12 protein-coding genes are annotated in these 18,942 nt (G+C 65.5%); 10 read left to right on the top strand and 2 right to left on the bottom strand.

The window, feature by feature from the left end:
* Positions 1 to 146 precede the first annotated feature (146 nt).
* Together FVF58_RS27225 and recN are read left to right on the top strand one after the other, a co-directional pair.
* Positions 147 to 1,133, top strand: a complete 987-nt coding sequence (locus tag FVF58_RS27225) for an NAD kinase (protein WP_342802413.1) — start codon at positions 147 to 149, stop codon at positions 1,131 to 1,133.
* A gap of 80 nt (positions 1,134 to 1,213) precedes the next feature.
* Positions 1,214 to 2,884, top strand: coding sequence for a DNA repair protein RecN (gene recN, locus FVF58_RS27220; protein WP_149672922.1), 1,671 nt, complete (start codon positions 1,214 to 1,216; stop codon positions 2,882 to 2,884).
* A gap of 120 nt (positions 2,885 to 3,004) precedes the next feature.
* On the opposite strand, the gene glnE is transcribed toward recN, so the two are convergent.
* Positions 3,005 to 5,854 carry a bifunctional [glutamate--ammonia ligase]-adenylyl-L-tyrosine phosphorylase/[glutamate--ammonia-ligase] adenylyltransferase gene (glnE, locus tag FVF58_RS27215; RefSeq protein ID WP_149672921.1) on the bottom strand — a complete coding sequence of 950 codons (2,850 nt, stop codon included), beginning with the start codon at positions 5,852 to 5,854 and terminating at the stop codon, positions 3,005 to 3,007.
* Positions 5,855 to 5,986: 132 nt separating this feature from the next.
* Between glnE and FVF58_RS27210 the strand changes: the two genes are divergently transcribed.
* From FVF58_RS27210 to FVF58_RS27180, 6 genes are all read left to right on the top strand, one after another.
* On the top strand, positions 5,987 to 10,183 hold the full coding sequence (locus tag FVF58_RS27210; protein WP_246217213.1) for a YhdP family protein: 4,197 nt from the start codon (positions 5,987 to 5,989) through the stop codon (positions 10,181 to 10,183).
* 143 nt (positions 10,184 to 10,326) lie between these two features.
* Entirely contained in the window at positions 10,327 to 11,190 is an 864-nt protein-coding gene (locus tag FVF58_RS27205) for a carbon-nitrogen hydrolase family protein (protein WP_149672919.1), read from the top strand.
* 89 nt (positions 11,191 to 11,279) lie between these two features.
* Complete coding sequence (tldD, locus tag FVF58_RS27200) at positions 11,280 to 12,746, top strand: metalloprotease TldD (RefSeq protein WP_149672918.1); 1,467 nt, start codon at positions 11,280 to 11,282, stop codon at positions 12,744 to 12,746.
* Positions 12,747 to 13,149: 403 nt separating this feature from the next.
* Positions 13,150 to 14,223, top strand: a complete 1,074-nt coding sequence (aroG, locus tag FVF58_RS27190) for a 3-deoxy-7-phosphoheptulonate synthase AroG (protein ID WP_149672917.1) — start codon at positions 13,150 to 13,152, stop codon at positions 14,221 to 14,223.
* A 195-nt stretch (positions 14,224 to 14,418) separates the two neighbouring features.
* Entirely contained in the window at positions 14,419 to 14,757 is a 339-nt protein-coding gene (locus tag FVF58_RS27185; protein ID WP_149672916.1) for a type II toxin-antitoxin system RelE/ParE family toxin, read from the top strand.
* Between the two features lie 3 nt (positions 14,758 to 14,760).
* On the top strand, positions 14,761 to 15,093 hold the full coding sequence (locus FVF58_RS27180) for a helix-turn-helix domain-containing protein (RefSeq protein ID WP_149672915.1): 333 nt from the start codon (positions 14,761 to 14,763) through the stop codon (positions 15,091 to 15,093).
* 38 nt (positions 15,094 to 15,131) lie between these two features.
* On the opposite strand, the gene FVF58_RS27175 is transcribed toward FVF58_RS27180, so the two are convergent.
* A complete protein-coding gene (locus FVF58_RS27175; RefSeq protein ID WP_149672914.1) occupies positions 15,132 to 15,686 on the bottom strand; it encodes a cob(I)yrinic acid a,c-diamide adenosyltransferase in 555 nt (184 codons plus the stop codon).
* A gap of 226 nt (positions 15,687 to 15,912) precedes the next feature.
* Between FVF58_RS27175 and FVF58_RS27170 the strand changes: the two genes are divergently transcribed.
* A complete protein-coding gene (locus FVF58_RS27170) occupies positions 15,913 to 17,328 on the top strand; it encodes an FAD-linked oxidase C-terminal domain-containing protein (protein ID WP_149672913.1) in 1,416 nt (471 codons plus the stop codon).
* Positions 17,329 to 17,445: 117 nt separating this feature from the next.
* Positions 17,446 to 18,939 carry an FAD-linked oxidase C-terminal domain-containing protein gene (locus tag FVF58_RS27165; RefSeq protein ID WP_149672912.1) on the top strand — a complete coding sequence of 498 codons (1,494 nt, stop codon included), beginning with the start codon at positions 17,446 to 17,448 and terminating at the stop codon, positions 18,937 to 18,939.
* Positions 18,940 to 18,942: the final 3 nt, after the last annotated feature.

Raw genomic sequence — 18,942 nt, 5'->3', positions numbered from 1 at the left:
GCCCGGCATTCGGCCCGGCGCCTCACCGCTCATCTTCCTGGGCATCCCGCAAGCCACGGCCAGCGAGCGTCGACCGACAGATCGCCGCCACACTTTAATCGGCGCATAGGTCATCAAGGCTTCACCATTCTAACGATAATCGCCGCATGCGCTTGCGGCCCGCGTGCGCCGGCCCGCTACCGGGTCTGTCAGCGGTTCTTTTCGCGCCCTACCTATGGTGTAATGCCGGCATGCAAGTGACCAGCCAGTTCAAGACCGTCGCGCTCGTTGGGCGCAGCAACACGCCAGGCATCAGCGAGCCGTTGACCGCGCTCGCTTCGTGCATCGCGAAACGCGGCTTCGAGGTCGTGTTCGAAGCCGACACCGCCGCCGAAATCGGCATCACCGACTATCCGGCGCTGCGTCCCGCCGAGATCGGCGCGCGCGCCGACGTCGCGGTGGTGCTGGGCGGCGACGGTACGATGCTCGGCCTGGGCCGCCAACTCGCGCCGTACCGCACGCCGCTAATCGGCATCAACCACGGTCGGCTCGGCTTCATCACCGACATTCCGATCTCGCACATGAGCGAGATCGTGCCGCAAATGCTGTCTGGCAATTTCGAGCGCGAAGAACGCGTGCTGCTCGAAGCGCGCATCATGCGCGGCGGCAATCCGATCTATCACGCGCTGGCCTTCAACGACGTAGTGGTCAACCGCAGCGGCTTTTCGGGGATGGCGGAACTGCACGTCTCGGTGGACGGGCGCTTCATGTACAACCAGCGCTCGGACGGCCTGATCGTCGCCACGCCGACCGGCTCGACCGCTTACGCGCTGTCGTCGCAAGGGCCGATTTTGCATCCGCAACTGCAAGGCATCGTGCTGGTGCCGATTGCGCCGCATGCTTTGTCGAACCGCCCGATCGTGCTGCCGGACGACTCGAAGGTGAGCATCCAGATCGTCTCCGGGCGCGAAGTGAACGTCAATTTCGACATGCAGTCGTTCACCTCGCTGGAGTTGAGCGACACGATCGAAGTGCGCCGCTCGCGTCATACGGTGCCGATGCTGCACCCGGTCGGCTACAGCTACTACGCCACGCTGCGCAAAAAGCTTCATTGGCACGAATACCCGTCGCACGAAGAAGATCCCAAGACCTGAGCGGCGCGGCAACGCTGGAACGCTAACGACAAAGGCCGCCGCTGCCGAACCCTGAATCTCAAGCTCATCAGACGACCTCCATGCTTCGCCACCTCTCGATACGCGACTTCGTCATCGTCGCCGCGCTCGACCTCGAATTCGACAGCGGCTTCAGTGTTTTCTCGGGCGAAACGGGCGCCGGCAAGTCGATCCTGATCGACGCGCTGGCGCTTGCGCTCGGCGCTCGCGCCGATGCGAGCGTCGTGCGCACCGGCGAGAGCCGCGCCGACATCACCGCCGAATTCGAGACCCATGCGCAGGTCGAACAATGGCTCGACGAGCAGGCGCTCGGCGCCACCGCCGAGAACGACGAGCACGTCGGCACGGTCATGCTGCGGCGCGTGGTGGACGCCAACGGCCGCTCGCGCGCTTTCATCAACGGCACGGCGGCGACGCTCGCGCAGTTGCGCGAGGTCGGCGAAATGCTGGTGGATATTCACGGCCAGCACGCGCACCAGTTGCTGATGCGCCCGGACGCGCAACGCGAACTGTTCGATACCCACGCCGGCCTTTCGGACGTCGCGGCCAACGTCACGCGGGCGTGGCGCGCGTGGCGCGAGAAAGTGCAGGCAGTCGAGCACGCGCAGACGCGCGACCGCGAGTTGCAGCTCGAACGCGAGCGGCTCGCGTGGCAGCTCACCGAACTCGACAAGCTCGCGCCGCAGCCGGGCGAATGGGAAGAGGTCAATAGCGAGCACCGGCGGCTGTCGCACTCGGCCAATCTGATCGATGGCGTGCAAGGCGCGCTCGGCGCGCTGTCCGAGTCGGACGAAGCGATGATCACGCACCTCGCGTCGATCGTGTCGAAGGTGCGCGACCTCGCGGAGATCGACCCGGCGCTGAACGACGTTCTGGCCGCGCTCGAACCGGCCGAAATCCAGTTGCAGGAAGCGGTGTATTCGCTGAGTCATTACGCGCAAAAGCTCGAACTCGATCCGGACCGGCTCGCGCAGGTCGAAAAGCGCCTCGACGCGTTACATTCGGCCGCGCGCAAATTCCGTCTGCAACCCGAAACCCTGCCTGACGAACACGAGGCGCGGCGCGCGCAACTGGCCGCGCTCGATGCCGCCGCCGATCTCGACAGTCTGCACGCAGCCGAAGCCAAGGCCAAAGAAGCATTCCTGACCGACGCGAAAAGACTCTCGAAGGCACGCGCCAAGGCCGGCATCGCGCTGGGCGCGGCGGTCACCACCGGGATGCAGGAGTTGTCGATGAAAGGCGGCAGCTTCGAAGTCGCGCTGGTGCCGCTGCCCGAAGGCGGCGCGCATGGGCTCGAACAGGTCGAATTCCGCGTCGCCGGTCATGCCGGTGTCCCGCTGCGGCCGCTCGCCAAGGTCGCCTCGGGCGGCGAACTGGCGCGTATCAGTCTCGCGCTCGCGGTGATCGCCAGCGCCGCCAGCCCAACCCCCACGCTAATCTTCGACGAAGTCGATACGGGCATTGGCGGGGGCGTGGCCGAAGTAGTCGGACGGCTGTTGCATCAGCTCGGACAAGCGCGCCAGGTGTTGTGCGTGACTCACTTGCCGCAAGTCGCCGCGCGCGGCGACCACCATTTCCAGGTGGCGAAAGCCGGCAACGGCAAGGGCGGCACCGTGAGCAGCGTGATTTCGCTCGACAAGGCGAGCCGCGTCGAGGAAGTTGCACGGATGCTGGGCGGTTTGGAAATCACCGCGACGACTCGCAAGCACGCGAAGGAAATGCTGGCCGCCTAGCGTGAAGTGGCCGGCGAACCGATCGTCCGGGCCATCGGGAATAGGTCGATCCACCATGGGAAAACGGAGAAGGCAGGCTTGACACCTGCCTTCTTCACGCTCAACTCAAGCAACACCCCGTCACCCGAACACCCGCTTCCACAGCGCCAGCACCGCTTCACGCTCGGTGCTGACCAGCGCCGGATCGACCCGCGCCTTCTCCATGCCGTCCAGACGCAGCGTGTGCTGCAACTTGCGGTAGGTGCGATAGGCGGCGCCCACCGTCTCCGCTTCCGCCTCGCTCATCAGACCAAAGCGCGACACTTCTCGCAGCAACGCGATGTTGCCGGTATTGCGGATCAGCTCGGGATCGCTGGCCGCGTGCAACAGCACCCAGTACTGCACGGTGAATTCGATATCGACCATGCCGCCGCGGTCGTGCTTCAGGTCGAACAGCGCGGGCGTGTGGTTCGGGTGCCCGGCCTCGACGCGCTCGCGCATCTCGACGATCTCCTTGGCGAGCGGCGCCGCTTCGCGCGGCGTGGTCAACACCTGCTCGCGGATCGCCTCGAACTTCGCGCCGATCTCGGCGTCGCCCGCGCAGTAACGCGCGCGGCTCAATGCCTGGTGCTCCCAGACCCACGCGGTGTTGGCCGCGTCGCCTTCGCGCAACTGATAGCGGCGGAATGCGTCGAGGTCGGTGACGAGCAGTCCCGACTCGCCGTTCGGCCGCAGGCGCAGGTCGACGTCGAACAACGTGCCGGCGCCGGTCGCGGTGGTCAGCCAGGTGATCAGGCGGCGGGTGTAGGTCGCGTAGACGTCGGCCGCGGCGTCATCGGGATCGTCGTACAGGAAGATCACGTCGAGGTCGGACGCGTAGCCCAGTTCCTTGCCCCCAAGCTTGCCGTAGGCGATCACCGCGAAACGGGGCGCCTCGCGGTGGCGTTTCGACAGCTGGTTCCAGACGGCTTCGAGCGTGACGTCGAGCACGGCGTCGGCGAGTTCGGACAGCCGGTCGCTCACATGTTCGACGCTCAGCTTGCCGGCGAGATCGATCAGCAGAATGCGGAACACCTCGGCCTGATGCGCATGCCGCAGCAGATCCATCTGCTGCTCGACGCCGTCGGCAGCGGCCAGCCGCAAGCGCAGCGTGCGCTTGAACTCCGGCCAGTCGAACGGACTGTTGATCGCTTCGGCGTCCAGCAGTTCGTCGAGCAGTTGCGGATGGCGAATCAGATAGCCGGCCGCCCAGCGCGAGCCGCCCAGCACCGACAGCACCTGATGCAGCGCCTGCGGATACTCGGTCAGCAGCGCGAGGTAGGCGCCGCGCCGGCTCACCGCTTCGAGCAGATCGAAGAAGCGCGCGACCGTGTCGCCGCGCCGCTCGGGCGGCTCGAGCGTGCGCGCGGCTTCCAGCGCGCGCTGCGCGACGATGTCGAAACGTTGCCGGCTGCGCTCCGCGAGCCCCGCGTAGCGCGACGATTGCCACACTGCGCGCAAGCGCGCGAGCAGGTCGTCCGGCTTGGCCACGCCGAGTTCGATCAGGCGCGCGCGCAGCGCGTCGCCGGCGCTGTCGTCGGCGAGCGCGCTGCTCCAGACCCACGCGGCGGCGCCGTCTTCGGGCGCGCCACAGCCGTCGCGGCCGCTCACCTTATCGGCGAAAATCTGGTCGAACTGCTGTTCGACGAATTCGCGATGCGCGTCGAGCTTTTCCATCAGCGCGGCGTAGTCGTCGCAACCCATCGCCTGAGCGAGCGCCGCGCGCTCTTCGGGATCGACCGGCATCGCGTGGGTTTGGGCATCGTTGCGGTATTGCAGCCGATGCTCCAGCTCGCGCAGGAAACGGTAGGCCTGCGAGAGCTTCACGCACACCGACGAATCCAGCAGCCCGTGCGTGGCCGCGTGCCGTAGCACGGAGAGCGTCGGCCGCACGCGAAAGCCCGCGTCCTGCCCACCGCGAATCAGCTGGAACACCTGCGCGCTGAATTCGATCTCGCGGATGCCGCCGCGTCCGAGCTTGATGTCGTCGGCCTTGTCGGGCCGCATCGATGCACGGCGCTGCGCCTCCTGGCGAATCTGCAGATGCAGCGCGCGGATCGCGCTGATCACGCCGAAGTCGAGATAGCGGCGGTAGACGAACGGCGTGACGATCGCGTCGAGTTGCTTCTGCAGCCGTTGCGCGGCGTCGCTCGCACCTTCGGACACGAGGCGGCCCTTGATCCACGCATAGCGCTCCCACTCGCGGCCCTGCACGTAGAAATACTCTTCCAGCATCCCAAGGCTGCACACGAGCGGCCCCGAGTCGCCGTTCGGCCGCAGGCGCATGTCGACCCGGAACACGTAGCCGTCGGCGGTCACTTCGGCGAGCGCGCCGATCAGGCGCTTGCCGAGCCGCGTGAAGAAGTCCTGCGTCGCGATCGGCGAACGCTGGCCGCCCGCGGTCTCGCCATCATCCTCATAAACGAAGATCAGATCGATGTCCGACGACACGTTCAGCTCGCGCCCGCCCAGCTTGCCCATGCCTACCACGCCCAGCACGAGGCGTTCGCCGTGCGGACCGCGCGGCTCGCCGTACAGCGCTTCGAATTCCGCGGACAGAACCGCGAGCGCGCGCTGGATGGTCGCCTCCGCCAGATCGGTCATCGCGCCGGTGACTTCGGCGACGTCCGCCTCGCCCGCCAGATCACGCTCCATCACCGCGCAAAACACCTCGGTACGCAGTTGGCGCAACGCCCGTTTGAGTGCATCCTCGCTCAATGGCGCGCCGGCCGCGCCGGCGGCTTGCGCGCACAGCGCGTCGAGGCGCGCGTCGAGGCGCTCGCGGGTCAGCGGCGCGGACGCAAGCGCCGCTACCTGCGCGACGAGTTGCGGACGGGCCGCCGCGGCGCGTGCGGCGTAGTGTGAATAGTGGGAACTCAGTAGAGTGGCGTCAGTCATCAAGGGTCTGGCTCGCTCGTTGCTTGAATGGCGTTGTTCAGTTCGCTGTAACACCACGATCCGGCGCCCCGGCGCAAGCCGTGAGGCGGCATGCAGACAGGGTTTGCAGGAAGTCCGCCGACGCTATCGCGTGTGTTACATTTCGTCGTTAATTCGCAAAACTACCATACGCCCACCCGCCGCAGCATGTCCGAGCGAAACGAATCCGCCGACCCGCACGAAACCGGGCAGGTCCGGCCTGTGAGCGGAAACGACCACATCGTGCTGCGTCGGATTTTGCGCGTCGTCCTGACGCTCGCGCTCGTCCTCTATTTCATTGCGACGGGTTTGTTTCTCGGCTTGCGCTACGTGGTGCTGCCCCGCGTCGACTCGTTCCGCCCGCAGATCGAAGCCGCCATCTCCGACAAGCTGCATACGCAGTTCACCATCGGCAGGCTGGCGCCGCATTGGAGCGGCTTTCAACCGGGCGTCGACGTCACCAATCTGATCATCCGCGATCACGAAGGCAAAGCCGCGCTGACGATCCCGCGCGCCACCGCCACGGTTTCGTGGCGCTCGCTCTGGCAATTTCATCCGACGCTCTCCAGCCTGATCGTCGAGCAGCCCGACGTGCTGGTCTCACGCAGCGACGACGGCGTGCTGTCCGTGGCGGGCGTGCCGGTGCCGACCCGCCACAGCGGCAACGACACCTTATCCACCTGGCTATTGCGCCAGCAGGCGATCGTGGTGCGCGGCGGCGTGCTGCGCTGGCGTGACGCGATGCACGACGCGCCGGAACTCGCGCTGCGCGACATCCGGATCGCCGTTCTCAACGACGGCTACAACCACCGGCTCGCGATGCAAGCGCCCGCCGACGGTCAGGTGCTGCACGGCCCGATCGATTTCCGCACGCACTTCCGGCACGCGCCGCTCTCCGCGATCGGCAAGCCGATCAACTGGACCGGTCAGGTGTACGTGTCGACGGGTCCGGTCGACCTGCCGATGCTCGCGCGCTACGTCAACTTCCCGATCGAGACGTTTGCCGGCCGCATCGACAATGCAATCTGGATCGACTTTACCGACGGCCAGATGAAGACGGCGAACGGGCAACTGGCCGGCACGGACGTCGCGCTGCGAGTGCGTCCCACACAGCCGAAACTGCTGCTGCCGATCACCCATTTCTCATGGCGCCTCGACGCCGGCCAGGGCGACTACCGGCTGCAGCTGACCGACCTGCGCGCCGAGCTGGGCCAGCCGCCGCTCGAGGACGGCACGCCGCTCACACGCACGCTGACGTTCTCCACGCTGAACGCCCGCTACCGGACCACGTCGCAGCAGAATGGGCAGCTCTTCAGCGTCAACGGCGATCGCGTCGACCTCGGCATTCTCGCGGAATTCAGCCGGGCGCTGCCGCTGCCGCGGCGTCTGCTGAACAGTCTCGTGCGCTTCAACCCGCGTGGCCTCGTCGCCAACTATGTGATCGAAGTCGAGCGCGGCAAACCGGAGTCCGGCGAGGCGGGCAGCGACCGTCGCTCGAGCGGCGCGGAGCCGATCGAGCACTATCGCTTCAACGGCGACCTGCAAGGCATCAGCGTGGCCGCCCAGGAACCGCCGCCGGGGCTCACGCTGCGCAATCACCCGCGCGCGGGCATACCGGGCATCGAAAACCTGTGGGGCCGCGTCGACGCCGACGAGAACCACGGCACCGCGCTCCTCGACACCTCCAATGTGGCGATCACGTTGCCGGGCGTATTCGACGATCCGCGTCTGAAGCTCGACCACCTGCGTGGCCGCGCCGACTGGACCGTGAAGCCGAAGGTGCCAGGCGAAAACCATCGGCCCTTCACCGTGAAGCTGGCCGATTTCGGCGTCTCGAACGCGGATGTCGCGGCCACCGCCAGCGTCGACTACAGCAACCCCGGACACGGCCGCGGCTCGCTGGATCTCAGAGCCGATTTCCAGCGTGCGCAGGTAACGCGCATCGCCCGTTATCTGCCGACCAGCATCAGCGAAAAGCTGCGCATCTATCTGGGCCACGGGCTGCAGGCCGGCATGTCGCACGGCGCGACGATCGAAGTGCATGGCGACCTTACCAAATTCCCCTACTCGCGCGATCCCGACGCCGGTCTCTTCCATATCGTCGCGCCGTTCAAAGGCGGCAAGTTCGACCCTTCGCCCTATCCGCCGCGCAATATGAGGAACGGCACGCCGAACGTGTGGCCGCCGCTCGACGGCATCGACGGCGTGTTCGAGCTCAAGCAGAACGTGCTGCGCTTCGATATCGACCGCGGGCGTTACAAGCGCGTCGCGCTGACGGGCGTCAACGGCAAGATCGACGACCTCGGCAACCGGGGCTCGAACCTCGTGATCCAGGGCAACGGGCGCGGGCCGCTCGCCGACATGCTCGACTACGTGAACGACAGTTCGCTCGGCATCATGGCCCGGCATCAGACCGAGAAGATCCGTGCCGAGGGGCCCGCCTCGCTCGCGCTCAAGCTGACGGTGCCGCGCACGCCGAAACCGCATATCGGCGTGGAGGCCGCGGTGGGCTTCCTGAATAACCGCTTGAGCGTCCCGCACGTGCCGCCGCTGTCGCAACTGAACGGCAGAGTGCGTTTCACCGAGCGCACCGCCCAGGTCGACCGGCTCTCCGGGCAGTTCCTTGGCGGCGACATCCATGCGAACGGCGGGCTGCGTCAGGACGGCACGTATGCGCTGGCGCTCGGCGGCCATATCGCCGTCGAGGCCGCGCGCGGCCTCGATCTGCATGGCCCGGCCGCGCAGGTGCTCACGCGCATGAGCGGCAGCGCGCCGTACGCGTTGAACGTGCGCGGCGCGAAGGGACGCTTGCCGGAAATAACCGCGAACTCCGATCTGACCGGCCTCGCGCTCGACTTCCCCGCGCCGTTCAACAAGCAGGTCGGCACGCCGATGCCGCTGCGCTTCGCCGTCAGCCCGTCCGCGGCGCCGGGCGAAGCGAGCCTCGAACGCGCCGATCTCACCTTTGGGCCGATTGCCGCCGCGTATCTGCTGCGCTACCAGCCGAAAGCGCCGCCGACGGTCGTGCGCGGCGCGATCGGCGTGAACAGGCCCGCCGACCTGCCGTCCGAAGGCGTGGTCGCCGCCGTCGACGTGCCCGAGTTCGACGCCGACGCATGGCGCGCGGTCGTCACCCAGATGCGCAACCAGGGCGCGGCCACAGCACCGGCAACGGCCACACCGCCGGCCGCGCCGAATCCCGCCGTCACACAATTCCTGCCGAACCGCTTCGCGCTGCACATCGACACGCTGACGCTGCTCAAGCGCCATTGGGATGACGTGATCGTCGGCGCGTCGCACGCGGACGGCAAATGGCAGGCGAACGTCGCGTCGAACCAGGTGTCCGGCCACGTCTCGTGGCTGCCGGGTGCCACCCGCGACTCGCCGGGCACGCTGCAGGCGCGCTTTGCCCGCGTCGTGATTCCGTCGGTGGCGGACAAGGACCTGCTAGGCCCGGCGATGTCGGCGCCCGCGCAGAACATGCCGTCGATCGATCTGGTGGTCAACGAGCTGATCGTGCGGGACCGCAACATCGGCCGCCTCGAAGTCGACGCGCACAACTTCGAGCAAGACGGCGTGCCGGTCTGGCAACTCGACAAACTCGACATCACGAACCCCGCCGCCACGCTGACCGCCACCGCGAACTGGCGCACCTCGTCGGAACTGGGCGGCGGCGCCGGCGAAATCACGCCGCGCCGCACCGTGTTCGATTTCAAGCTCGACGTCAAGGACGCCGGCGCGCTGCTCGAACAGCTGGGCCAGCCGCGTACGATCAAGGGCGGCAGCGGCTCGCTGGCGGGCAAGGTGGTGTGGCGCGGCGGCCCCGCGACGATCGACTACCCGACGCTCAACGGCAACCTGACCATGGACCTGCACCATGGGCAAATTCTCAAGATCGACCCGGGTGTCGCCACGCTGCTGGGCGTGCTCAGCCTGCAAAGTCTCGCGCGCATCGCCACGCTGGATTTCCGCGATGTGATCGGCGAAGGGCTGCCGTTCTCGAGCGTCACCGGCTCCGTGCAGATCCACAACGGCATCGGCCGCACGGATAACTTCAGGATGGTGACCGCGCCGGCACGCGTCGACATGGCGGGCTCGGTCGATCTCGCACAAAAAACCCAGGACGTGCACCTGCACGTCATGCCGACCATCAGCGCCGGCGCCGCGGTGATCGCCACGGCGGTCATCAATCCACTGCTCGGCCTGGGTGCGTTCCTGGCCGATCTGGCTTTCAGCCAGTCGGTTTCGCACATGTTCGCGCGCGACTATGCGATCACCGGGTCGTGGTCGAAACCGCACGTCGAGCGGGTGACGGGCGATCGCGGTAAGATGGACGTTCCGGCTTCGACCGTGGAAGCGCACTGAGTTTTATCCGGCCCTTTGCCCTTTGCACCTTTACCCGTCCGGAACAGCCCAGCGCCGCAACGGCGGCCCCAGCCAACCCTGAACGACGTCAGCGGCGCCAGTGGTTCGCGTCGCCGCCTTGCCGGGAGTTTTCCGAAACGCTCATGAGCGAAACACACGTCTTCTCCTCTCCGTCCGCCGCGGCGTCCAGCGGTCCCTCAGCAAGCACGTTCCGGGTCGCCGCGCTGCAGATGGTGAGCACGCCGGATCGCGAACGCAATCTGGCCGACGCGCAGCGTCTGATCGCCGAAGCCGCCGCCGACGGCGCGCAACTCGTGCTGCTGCCCGAATATTTCTGCTTCATGGGCTTCAAGGACACGGACAAGCTGGCTGTGCGCGAACCCTATCGGGACGGGCCGATCCAGCGTTTTCTCGCCGACGCCGCGCGCCGTCACCAGATCTGGGTGATCGGCGGCACGCTGCCGATCACCGCGCCGGAAGCGTCGCGCGTGCTGAACACCACGCTGGTATTCGACCCGCAAGGCAACGAAGCCGCGCGCTACGACAAGATCCACCTGTTCAACTTCGAGAAGGGCGAAGAATCGTTCGACGAGGCGCGCACCATCTGCCCCGGCGGCGAGGTCCGCAGCTTCGAGGCGCCGTTCGGCCGTGTCGGCCTGTCGGTCTGCTACGATCTGCGCTTTCCGGAGCTGTACCGGCGCATGGGCGACTGCGCGCTGATCGTGGTGCCGTCCGCCTTCACCTACACCACCGGCCGCGCGCATTGGGAAATGCTGTTGCGCGCGCGGGCTGTCGAAAACCAGTGTTACGTGCTGGCCGCGGCGCAAGGCGGCAAACACGAAAACGGCCGCCGTACGTGGGGCCACAGCATGCTGATCGACCCATGGGGCGAAATCGTCGCGGTGCGCGACGAAGGCGCCGGCGTGGTCGCCGGCAATCTCGAGCGTGCACGCATCGACGAAGTGCGGCAAAGCCTGCCCGCCTGGCGTCATCGTGTGCTCAGTTGAAGCCGGCATTGAAACTGCGGCGCCCCGCACTCAAGTAGAGTGACTCGGGCGCTAACCGAATCCTTCGTATCGAGCAGAACATACTTCGCATGAACATCATCGAACCCGGTATCCGTAATCTCGCCACCGCCAAGGACATCCTCCTGACGCCCTACGGTCTCGACGAATCCCTGCTCACCCGCACGCTCGCCGAAATCTTCACGCACCGCATCGACTACGCGGACCTGTACTTCCAGGCCACCCGCAGCGAAGCGTGGAGTCTCGAAGAAGGCATCGTGAAGTCGGGCAGCTTCAGCATCGACCAGGGCGTCGGCGTGCGCGCCGTGTCGGGCGACCGCACCGCTTTCGCGTACTCGGACGACCTGTCGCCCGAAGCGATCCGCCAGGCGGCCATTGCCACGCGCGCCATCGCCAAAGCGGGCGGCGGCAAGCAGAAGATCAAGGTGGCGTCGTCGCTAACCGGCATTGCCGGGCGCGATCTGTACCTGCCGTCCGATCCGCTCCATTCGCTCGACGCCACCGCCAAGGTCAAGCTGCTCGAGCGCATCGAACAGATGGCGCGCGGCCGCGACCCGCGTATCCAGCAGGTGATGGCCGGCCTCGCCGGCGAATACGACGTGGTGCTCGTGGCGCGCAGTGACGGCGGCTTCGCGGCCGACATCCGGCCGCTCGTACGCGTGTCGGTCACGGTGATCGCCGAGCAGAACGGCCGCCGCGAAATCGGCAGCGGCGGCGGCGGCGGACGCTTCGACTACGGCTATTTCACCGACGAAGTGCTGTCGCGCTATGTCGACGACGCGGTGCACGCGGCGCTGGTGAACCTCGACGCCCGTCCGGCGCCGGCCGGCGCGATGACCGTCGTGCTCGGACCGGGCTGGCCCGGCGTGCTGCTGCACGAGGCGATCGGCCACGGCCTGGAGGGCGACTTCAACCGCAAGGGTTCGTCGGCGTTCGCGGGCCGGATCGGCGAGCAGGTCGCCGCGAAGGGCGTCACGGTGGTCGACGACGGCACGCTGCCGAACCGCCGCGGCTCGCTCAACATCGACGACGAAGGCAACCCGACCCAGTGCACGACGCTGATCGAGGACGGCATCCTGAAGGGCTACATCCAGGACACGCTGAACGCGCGGCTGATGAAGATGCCGGTTACCGGCAACGCGCGCCGCGAGTCGTACGCGGCGCTGCCGATGCCGCGCATGACCAACACATACATGCTCAACGGCGACCGGGACCCGCAGGAAATCCTCGAGTCGGTGAAGAACGGCTTGTACGCGGTGAACTTCGGCGGCGGCCAGGTGGACATCACCAACGGCAAGTTCGTGTTCTCGGCGTCCGAGGCGTACATGATCGAGAACGGCAAGATCACCTACCCGGTCAAGGGCGCGACGCTGATCGGCAGCGGTCCGGAATCGCTCAAGTACGTCAGCATGATCGGCAACGACATGAAGCTCGATTCGGGCGTCGGCGTGTGCGGCAAGGAAGGTCAGAGCGTGCCGGTGGGCGTCGGCCAGCCGACGCTGCGCATCGATCGGATGACGGTGGGCGGCACGGCCTGATCTCGATGAAACGCATACTTCGTGCACGGAATGTGCGAAGTATGCGGGTTTTCCGCATTTTTGCTCTGCCAAGCTTGTCAGCCGAGCCTGAGCGGGTTATAAAGTCACTCACCCTTTTTGACCAGCGACCTCATTTCGCCATGTCCGCCAAGTTTTACTTTTACTTTTTTTGGTATCTCAGACCGCTGGCGGATCGAGAGGGGTGTTAGTGCACGCAGGACACCGAGAATTCCCGAAAAACCGCCAGCTAGCCTGGCGGTTTTTTTTCGCCTCATGCCTTTGAAACCGCATTTGAAACTTTGTCGTTGAACATTTTTTGATTGTTGTCCGCTCTGGCATCGCTGCCTCATCACAGCCTTCGTTGCCCGCGCGAACACGCTACGAACCGATTCAGGAGAACAGCATGCCCCCGCACAATACCGACGATGTACGCATTCGCGAATTGAAAGAACTCACGCCGCCCGCCCACCTGATCCGCGAATTCGCCTGCGACGAAACGGTGTCCGACGTGATCTACAACTCGCGCAACGCGATGCATCGCATTCTGCACGGCATGGAAGATCGTTTGATCGTCATCATCGGGCCTTGCTCGATCCACGATCCGAAGGCGGCGATGGAATACGCCGGACGTCTGATCGAGCAGCGCAAGCGCTTCGCCGGCGAGCTCGAAATCGTGATGCGCGTGTACTTCGAAAAGCCGCGCACGACGGTGGGTTGGAAGGGTCTCATCAACGACCCGCACATGGACAACAGCTTCAAGATCAACGACGGCCTGCGCACCGCGCGCGAATTGCTGTTGCGCATCAACGAGCTGGGCCTGCCGGCCGGCACCGAATACCTCGACATGATCAGCCCGCAATACATCGCCGATCTGATCTCGTGGGGTGCCATCGGCGCACGCACCACCGAGTCGCAGGTGCACCGCGAACTCGCTTCGGGACTGTCGTGCCCGGTCGGCTTCAAGAACGGCACGGACGGCAACGTCAAGATCGCCGTCGACGCGATCAAGGCCGCCTCGCAGCCGCACCATTTCCTGTCGGTCACCAAGGGCGGCCACTCGGCGATCGTGTCGACTGCGGGCAATGAGGACTGCCACATCATCCTGCGTGGCGGCAAGACGCCGAACTACGACGCGGACAGCGTCAACGCCGCTTGCGCGGACATCGGCAAGGCGGGTCTCGCGGCGCGTCTGATGATCGACGCGAGCCACGCGAACAGTTCGAAGAAACACGAGAACCAGATTCCGGTGTGCGCGGACATCGGCCGCCAGATTGCTTCGGGTGACGAACGGATTGTCGGCGTGATGGTGGAATCGCATCTGGTGGCGGGGCGCCAGGATCTGCAGGAAGGCTGCGCGCTGACGTATGGCCAGAGCATTACCGACGCGTGCATCGGCTGGGACGACAGCGTCGCCGTGCTCGAAGGTCTCGCCGACGCGGTCAAGCAACGCCGGGTCGCGCGCGGCAGCGGCAATTAATACCCTGCCCGGCTGTTCACAGTGCGTTCTTAGTGGTCAGTAGAAAAACCCGGCAGTCGAGCCGGGTTTTTTTTAGCCAAACGGACGAATGGTGCTTCATTGAGCCTCTCTGTACCGTAACGACTCATCACCCCGTCGCGAATGACTTGACGGGTGCGAACGTTACGTATAATATTTTGTACATGAAGGGCGCTTATGGAGTACGAAAAAGAAATTCGCTGGCTGGGTTCCAGTTATCAAGATTTACTCGCCTTTCCCGAAGAACCGCGTCGTCGCGCAGGGTTTCAGCTCGGCAAGATCCAGGCAGGACTCGACCCTGACGACTGGAAGCCATTTGACTCGATCGGCGCGGGAACGCGCGAAATCCGCATCAGAGACCCTGACGTCATTTTTCGCGTGATGTATGTGACCAAGTACGTCGAAGCGCTGTATGTGCTGCACTGCTTCCAGAAGAAAACTCAAAAGCTGACGCCGCACGACAGAACGATCGCCGCAACGCGCTACCGCGCCATCGTTAATGATAGGAAAACTTAACAAATGACCGTCGACACCAAAGTCCGGCACGTAACAAAGCCCGGTGCAAATCTGTTCCTTGAACTCGGCTTTTCCGCCGACGAAGCAAAGCGTCTCTACGCCGCCTCACAAAAGCAGATCAACGACACGCGGCTGCTCAAAGAGCAACTGATGACAGAGTTGTCCAGCTGGATCGAGCAACATCACCTGAAGCAGGCCGAAGCCGCCGAAATTCTCATGGTGTCGCGCCCGCGCGTATCCGACGTGGTCAACAAGAAAACCACCAAGTTCACTATCGACACGCTGGTCGAAATGATGAGCCGGATCGGCAAACCGGTCACGCTGGCCGTCGGTTAACGCGGGGCGTTGACTAACGTGAATAAACACTGCGCGTTCTAGCCTGCGCTGCGCTCGTGTTGCCACAGCACGTCGCTGCCGCCATCAGCGCGATTGAGCACGCGCGCGAGCACGAACAGCAGGTCGGATAGCCGGTTCACATATTGACGCGGCGCCGCGTTGACCGGCTCGTGTTCTCCCAACGCAACAATCGCCCGTTCGGCACGCCGGCAGACTGTGCGGCACACGTGCGCGAGCGCCGCTGCGCGTGAGCCTCCCGGCAAAATGAACTCCTTCAGCGGCGGCAATGCGGCGTTGTAATCGGCGAGCCAGTCGTCGAGTTGAGCGAGATGCCGGTCGGTAATCATCGTGTGGCCGGGAATGCACAGTTCGCCGCCAAGATCGAACAAATCATGCTGGATCGCTACCAGCGCCGCGCGCACCGTGTCGGGCAGCGCTTCGCACAACAGCACGCCCAGATTCGAATTGAGTTCGTCGACGTCGCCAATCGCGGCAATGCGCGCGCAGTCCTTGCGCACGCGGCGGCCGTCGCCGAGACCCGTGGTGCCGTCGTCGCCGGTACGGGTTGCGATCTTGCTCAAGCGGTTGCCCATGATATCTCCCAAGCTTTCAGTGACGATGCGTCCAGCCAACCTGGCGTGAAACAGCGAGCCGCAGCCCAAGCGCCCCTTCGGCCACCGCGTTTATCCATATTGCGCGCATCGTGAAGTCGCCGCCATTATAGGAGCGACGGCCGGCCCGACGCCGGCCCACCGGCGACCGGCGTAAAATGGAACACCTGCTGCAAACCAGCTATGCCCCAAATATCAGGAGACATGCGTGAACCATCCCGTGCCGCCGGCCCCGCTGCGCCGGCCGTTTCCCGCTGAGTTGCTCGACGCGCTCAAAGGCGTCTTTGGCGAGCGCGTGTCGGTTGCCGAAGCGGTGCGCGCCCACCATGGCCGCGACGAATCGCCGTTCGATCCCCAACTGCCCGACGCGGTCGTGTTCGCGCGCAACACCGAAGAGGTACAAGCTGCCGTCAAACTGTGCGGCCAGTACAACGTGCCGATCATTCCGTACGGCAACGGCTCGTCGCTCGAAGGCCATCTGCTCGCGGTGCAAGGCGGCGTGTCGATCGACCTGTCGGAAATGAACCGCGTGCTGTCGATCAACGCCGAAGACCTCACCGTCACCGTCGAGCCCGGCATCTCGCGCAAGCAGTTGAACGAAGTGCTGCGCGACACGGGCCTGTTCTTCCCGATCGACCCCGGCGCGGACGCGAGCATCGGCGGCATGTCGGCCACGCGCGCATCGGGCACCAACGCCGTGCGCTACGGCACCATGCGCGAGAACGTGCTCGGCCTGAGCGTCGTGCTGGCCGACGGCCGCGTGATCAAGACCGGTACGCGGGCGCGCAAATCGTCGGCGGGTTACGACCTTACGCGGCTGTTCGTCGGCTCGGAAGGCACGCTCGGCGTGATCACCGAAATCACCGTGCGTCTGTATCCGCAACCGGAAGCGGTCTCCGCCGCCGTGTGCGCGTTTCCGTCGATGGGCGACGCGGTGCGCGCGGTCATCGAAACGATCCAGATCGGCGTGCCGATTGCGCGCGTGGAGTTTGTCGACTCGCTCGCGATCCGCTCGATCAACCGCCACTCGAATCTGACGCTGCGTGAAGCGCCCACGCTGTTCTTCGAATTCCACGGCACCGAAGCGGGCGTGAAAGAGCAGGCCGAACTGGTCCAGGAGATCGCCGCGCAGAATGCCGGCGAAGGCTTCGAATGGGCGACCCGGCCGGAAGACCGCAGCCGCCTGTGGAACGCGCGTCACAACGCCTACTTCGCGATGCTGCAACTGAAGCCCGGCTGCCGCGCGGTCACGACCGACGTCTGCGTGCCGATTTCGCGCCTTGCCGAGTGCGTGGTGGAAACGGAGCAGGATCTGCAAGCATCGCCGCTGCCCTGCCCGATCGTCGGCCATGTTGGCGACGGCAACTTCCACGTCGCGATCCTGATCGACCCGAACAAGCCCGAAGAGCTTGAAGAAGCCGAGCGCCTGAATCATCGCATCGTGCAACGCGCGCTGCGCATGGACGGCACCTGCACCGGCGAGCATGGCGTCGGCCTGCACAAGATGGGCTTCCTGCTCGAAGAACACGGCGACGTCGCCGTCGACACGATGCGCTCCATCAAGCACGCACTCGATCCGCGCAATCTGATGAACCCGGGCAAGATCTTCGCCTGGGCGGCTTGATGCATTGTCGGGCGCGGCGGCGTTGCGACGTGGCAGCGCGGCCCGCGCCGCCTTCGAAATAGAGCAGCTCGTAATAAGAAGAGCAAGATGGGCGAAAGGCACGAGGAGACAAGTCACATGAACGCACCCGCTGAACTGACGGCTGAAGTACTCGCCCAGCGCCAGCGCGAAGTCGTGCAGGCGCTGATGGCCGTGTTGCCGACCCACTGTCTGCTGTATCGCGAGGAAGACACCGTCGCTTACGAATGCGACGGCCTCGCGGCCTACCGGCGTCTGCCCCTCGCGGTCGCGTTGCCGGAAACGGAATCGCAGGTGCAGCGCATCGTGCAGATCTGCCAGCGGCTCGACGTGCCGATCGTGCCGCGCGGCGCGGGCACCGGCTTGTCCGGCGGCGCGATGCCGATCCGTCACGGCGTGGTGGTGTCGCTCGCGCGCTTTCGCAAGATCGTCGAAGTCGACTCGTATGCGCGAACCGCCACGGTGCAGCCGGGCGTGCGCAATCTGTCGATTTCCGAAGCGGCCGCGCCATATGGGCTGTACTACGCGCCCGACCCATCGTCGCAGATCGCCTGCACGATCGGCGGCAACGTGTCGGAGAACTCCGGCGGCGTGCATTGCCTCAAGTACGGCCTTACCGTGCACAACGTATTACGCGTGCGCGCCGTGACCATGGAAGGCGAGATCGTCGAATTCGGCTCGCTCGCGCCGGACGCGCCCGGTCTCGATCTGCTCGCGGTGCTGATCGGCAGCGAAGGCATGTTCGCGATCGTCACCGAGGTCACCGTCAAGCTGATCCCGAAGCCGCAAACCGCGCAGGTCATCATGGCCAGTTTCGACGACGTCGTGAAAGGCGGCGACGCGGTCGCCGGCATCATCGCCGCGGGCATCATCCCGGCGGGCCTGGAGATGATGGACAAGCCCGCCACGCGCGCCGTCGAGGAATTCGTCAAGGCGGGCTACGACCTCGACGCGGCCGCCATCCTGCTATGCGAGTCGGACGGCACGCCCGAAGAAGTCGCCGACGAAATCGTGCGCATGACCGCGGTGCTGCGCGAACAGGGCGCCACACGCATCCAGATTTCCCGCTCGGAAGCCGAACGGCTGCGCTTCTGGTCCGGCCGCAAAAATGCGTTTCCGGCCGCCGGCCGCATTTCACCGGACTACTACTGCATGGACGGCACCGTACCGCGCCGCAGTATCGGCCCGCTGCTCGCGCGTATCGAAACGATGGAGAAAACTTACCGCCTGCGCTGCATCAACGTGTTCCACGCCGGCGACGGCAACATGCACCCGTTGATCCTCTTCAATGGCAACGATCAGGACGAGTGGCACCGCGCCGAGGCGTTCGGTTGCGACATCCTCGAAGCATGCGTCGAGCTGGGCGGCACGGTGACGGGCGAGCATGGCGTCGGCATCGAGAAGATCAATTCGATGTGCGTGCAGTTTTCGCCCGAAGAGCGCGACGCGTTCCACGCGGTCAAGCGAGCCTTCGACGCACCCGGCCTGCTGAACCCCGACAAGGGCATTCCCACGCGAGCGCGCTGCGCCGAATACGGCAAGATGCACGTGCGTGCCGGCCTGCTGCCTCACCCCGAACTGCCGCGTTTCTAGCGT

Source organism: Paraburkholderia panacisoli, assembly GCF_008369935.1.
In the GTDB taxonomy this organism is placed as follows: Bacteria; Pseudomonadota; Gammaproteobacteria; order Burkholderiales; family Burkholderiaceae; genus Paraburkholderia; species Paraburkholderia panacisoli.
The sequence above is the reverse complement of the archived record's forward strand: the minus strand, read 5'-3'. Positions and strand labels throughout refer to the sequence as shown.

Coding starts and splice junctions, on each gene's coding strand:
- tldD (WP_149672918.1), top strand. CDS start 11,280: ATGAACATCATCGAACCCGGTATCCGTAATCTCGCCACCGCCAAGGAC.
- FVF58_RS27165 (WP_149672912.1), top strand. CDS start 17,446: ATGAACGCACCCGCTGAACTGACGGCTGAAGTACTCGCCCAGCGCCAG.
- FVF58_RS27175 (WP_149672914.1), bottom strand. CDS start 15,686: ATGGGCAACCGCTTGAGCAAGATCGCAACCCGTACCGGCGACGACGGC.
- FVF58_RS27225 (WP_342802413.1), top strand. CDS start 147: ATGCGCTTGCGGCCCGCGTGCGCCGGCCCGCTACCGGGTCTGTCAGCG.
- FVF58_RS27180 (WP_149672915.1), top strand. CDS start 14,761: ATGACCGTCGACACCAAAGTCCGGCACGTAACAAAGCCCGGTGCAAAT.
- FVF58_RS27185 (WP_149672916.1), top strand. CDS start 14,419: ATGGAGTACGAAAAAGAAATTCGCTGGCTGGGTTCCAGTTATCAAGAT.
- FVF58_RS27210 (WP_246217213.1), top strand. CDS start 5,987: ATGTCCGAGCGAAACGAATCCGCCGACCCGCACGAAACCGGGCAGGTC.
- recN (WP_149672922.1), top strand. CDS start 1,214: ATGCTTCGCCACCTCTCGATACGCGACTTCGTCATCGTCGCCGCGCTC.
- FVF58_RS27205 (WP_149672919.1), top strand. CDS start 10,327: ATGAGCGAAACACACGTCTTCTCCTCTCCGTCCGCCGCGGCGTCCAGC.
- aroG (WP_149672917.1), top strand. CDS start 13,150: ATGCCCCCGCACAATACCGACGATGTACGCATTCGCGAATTGAAAGAA.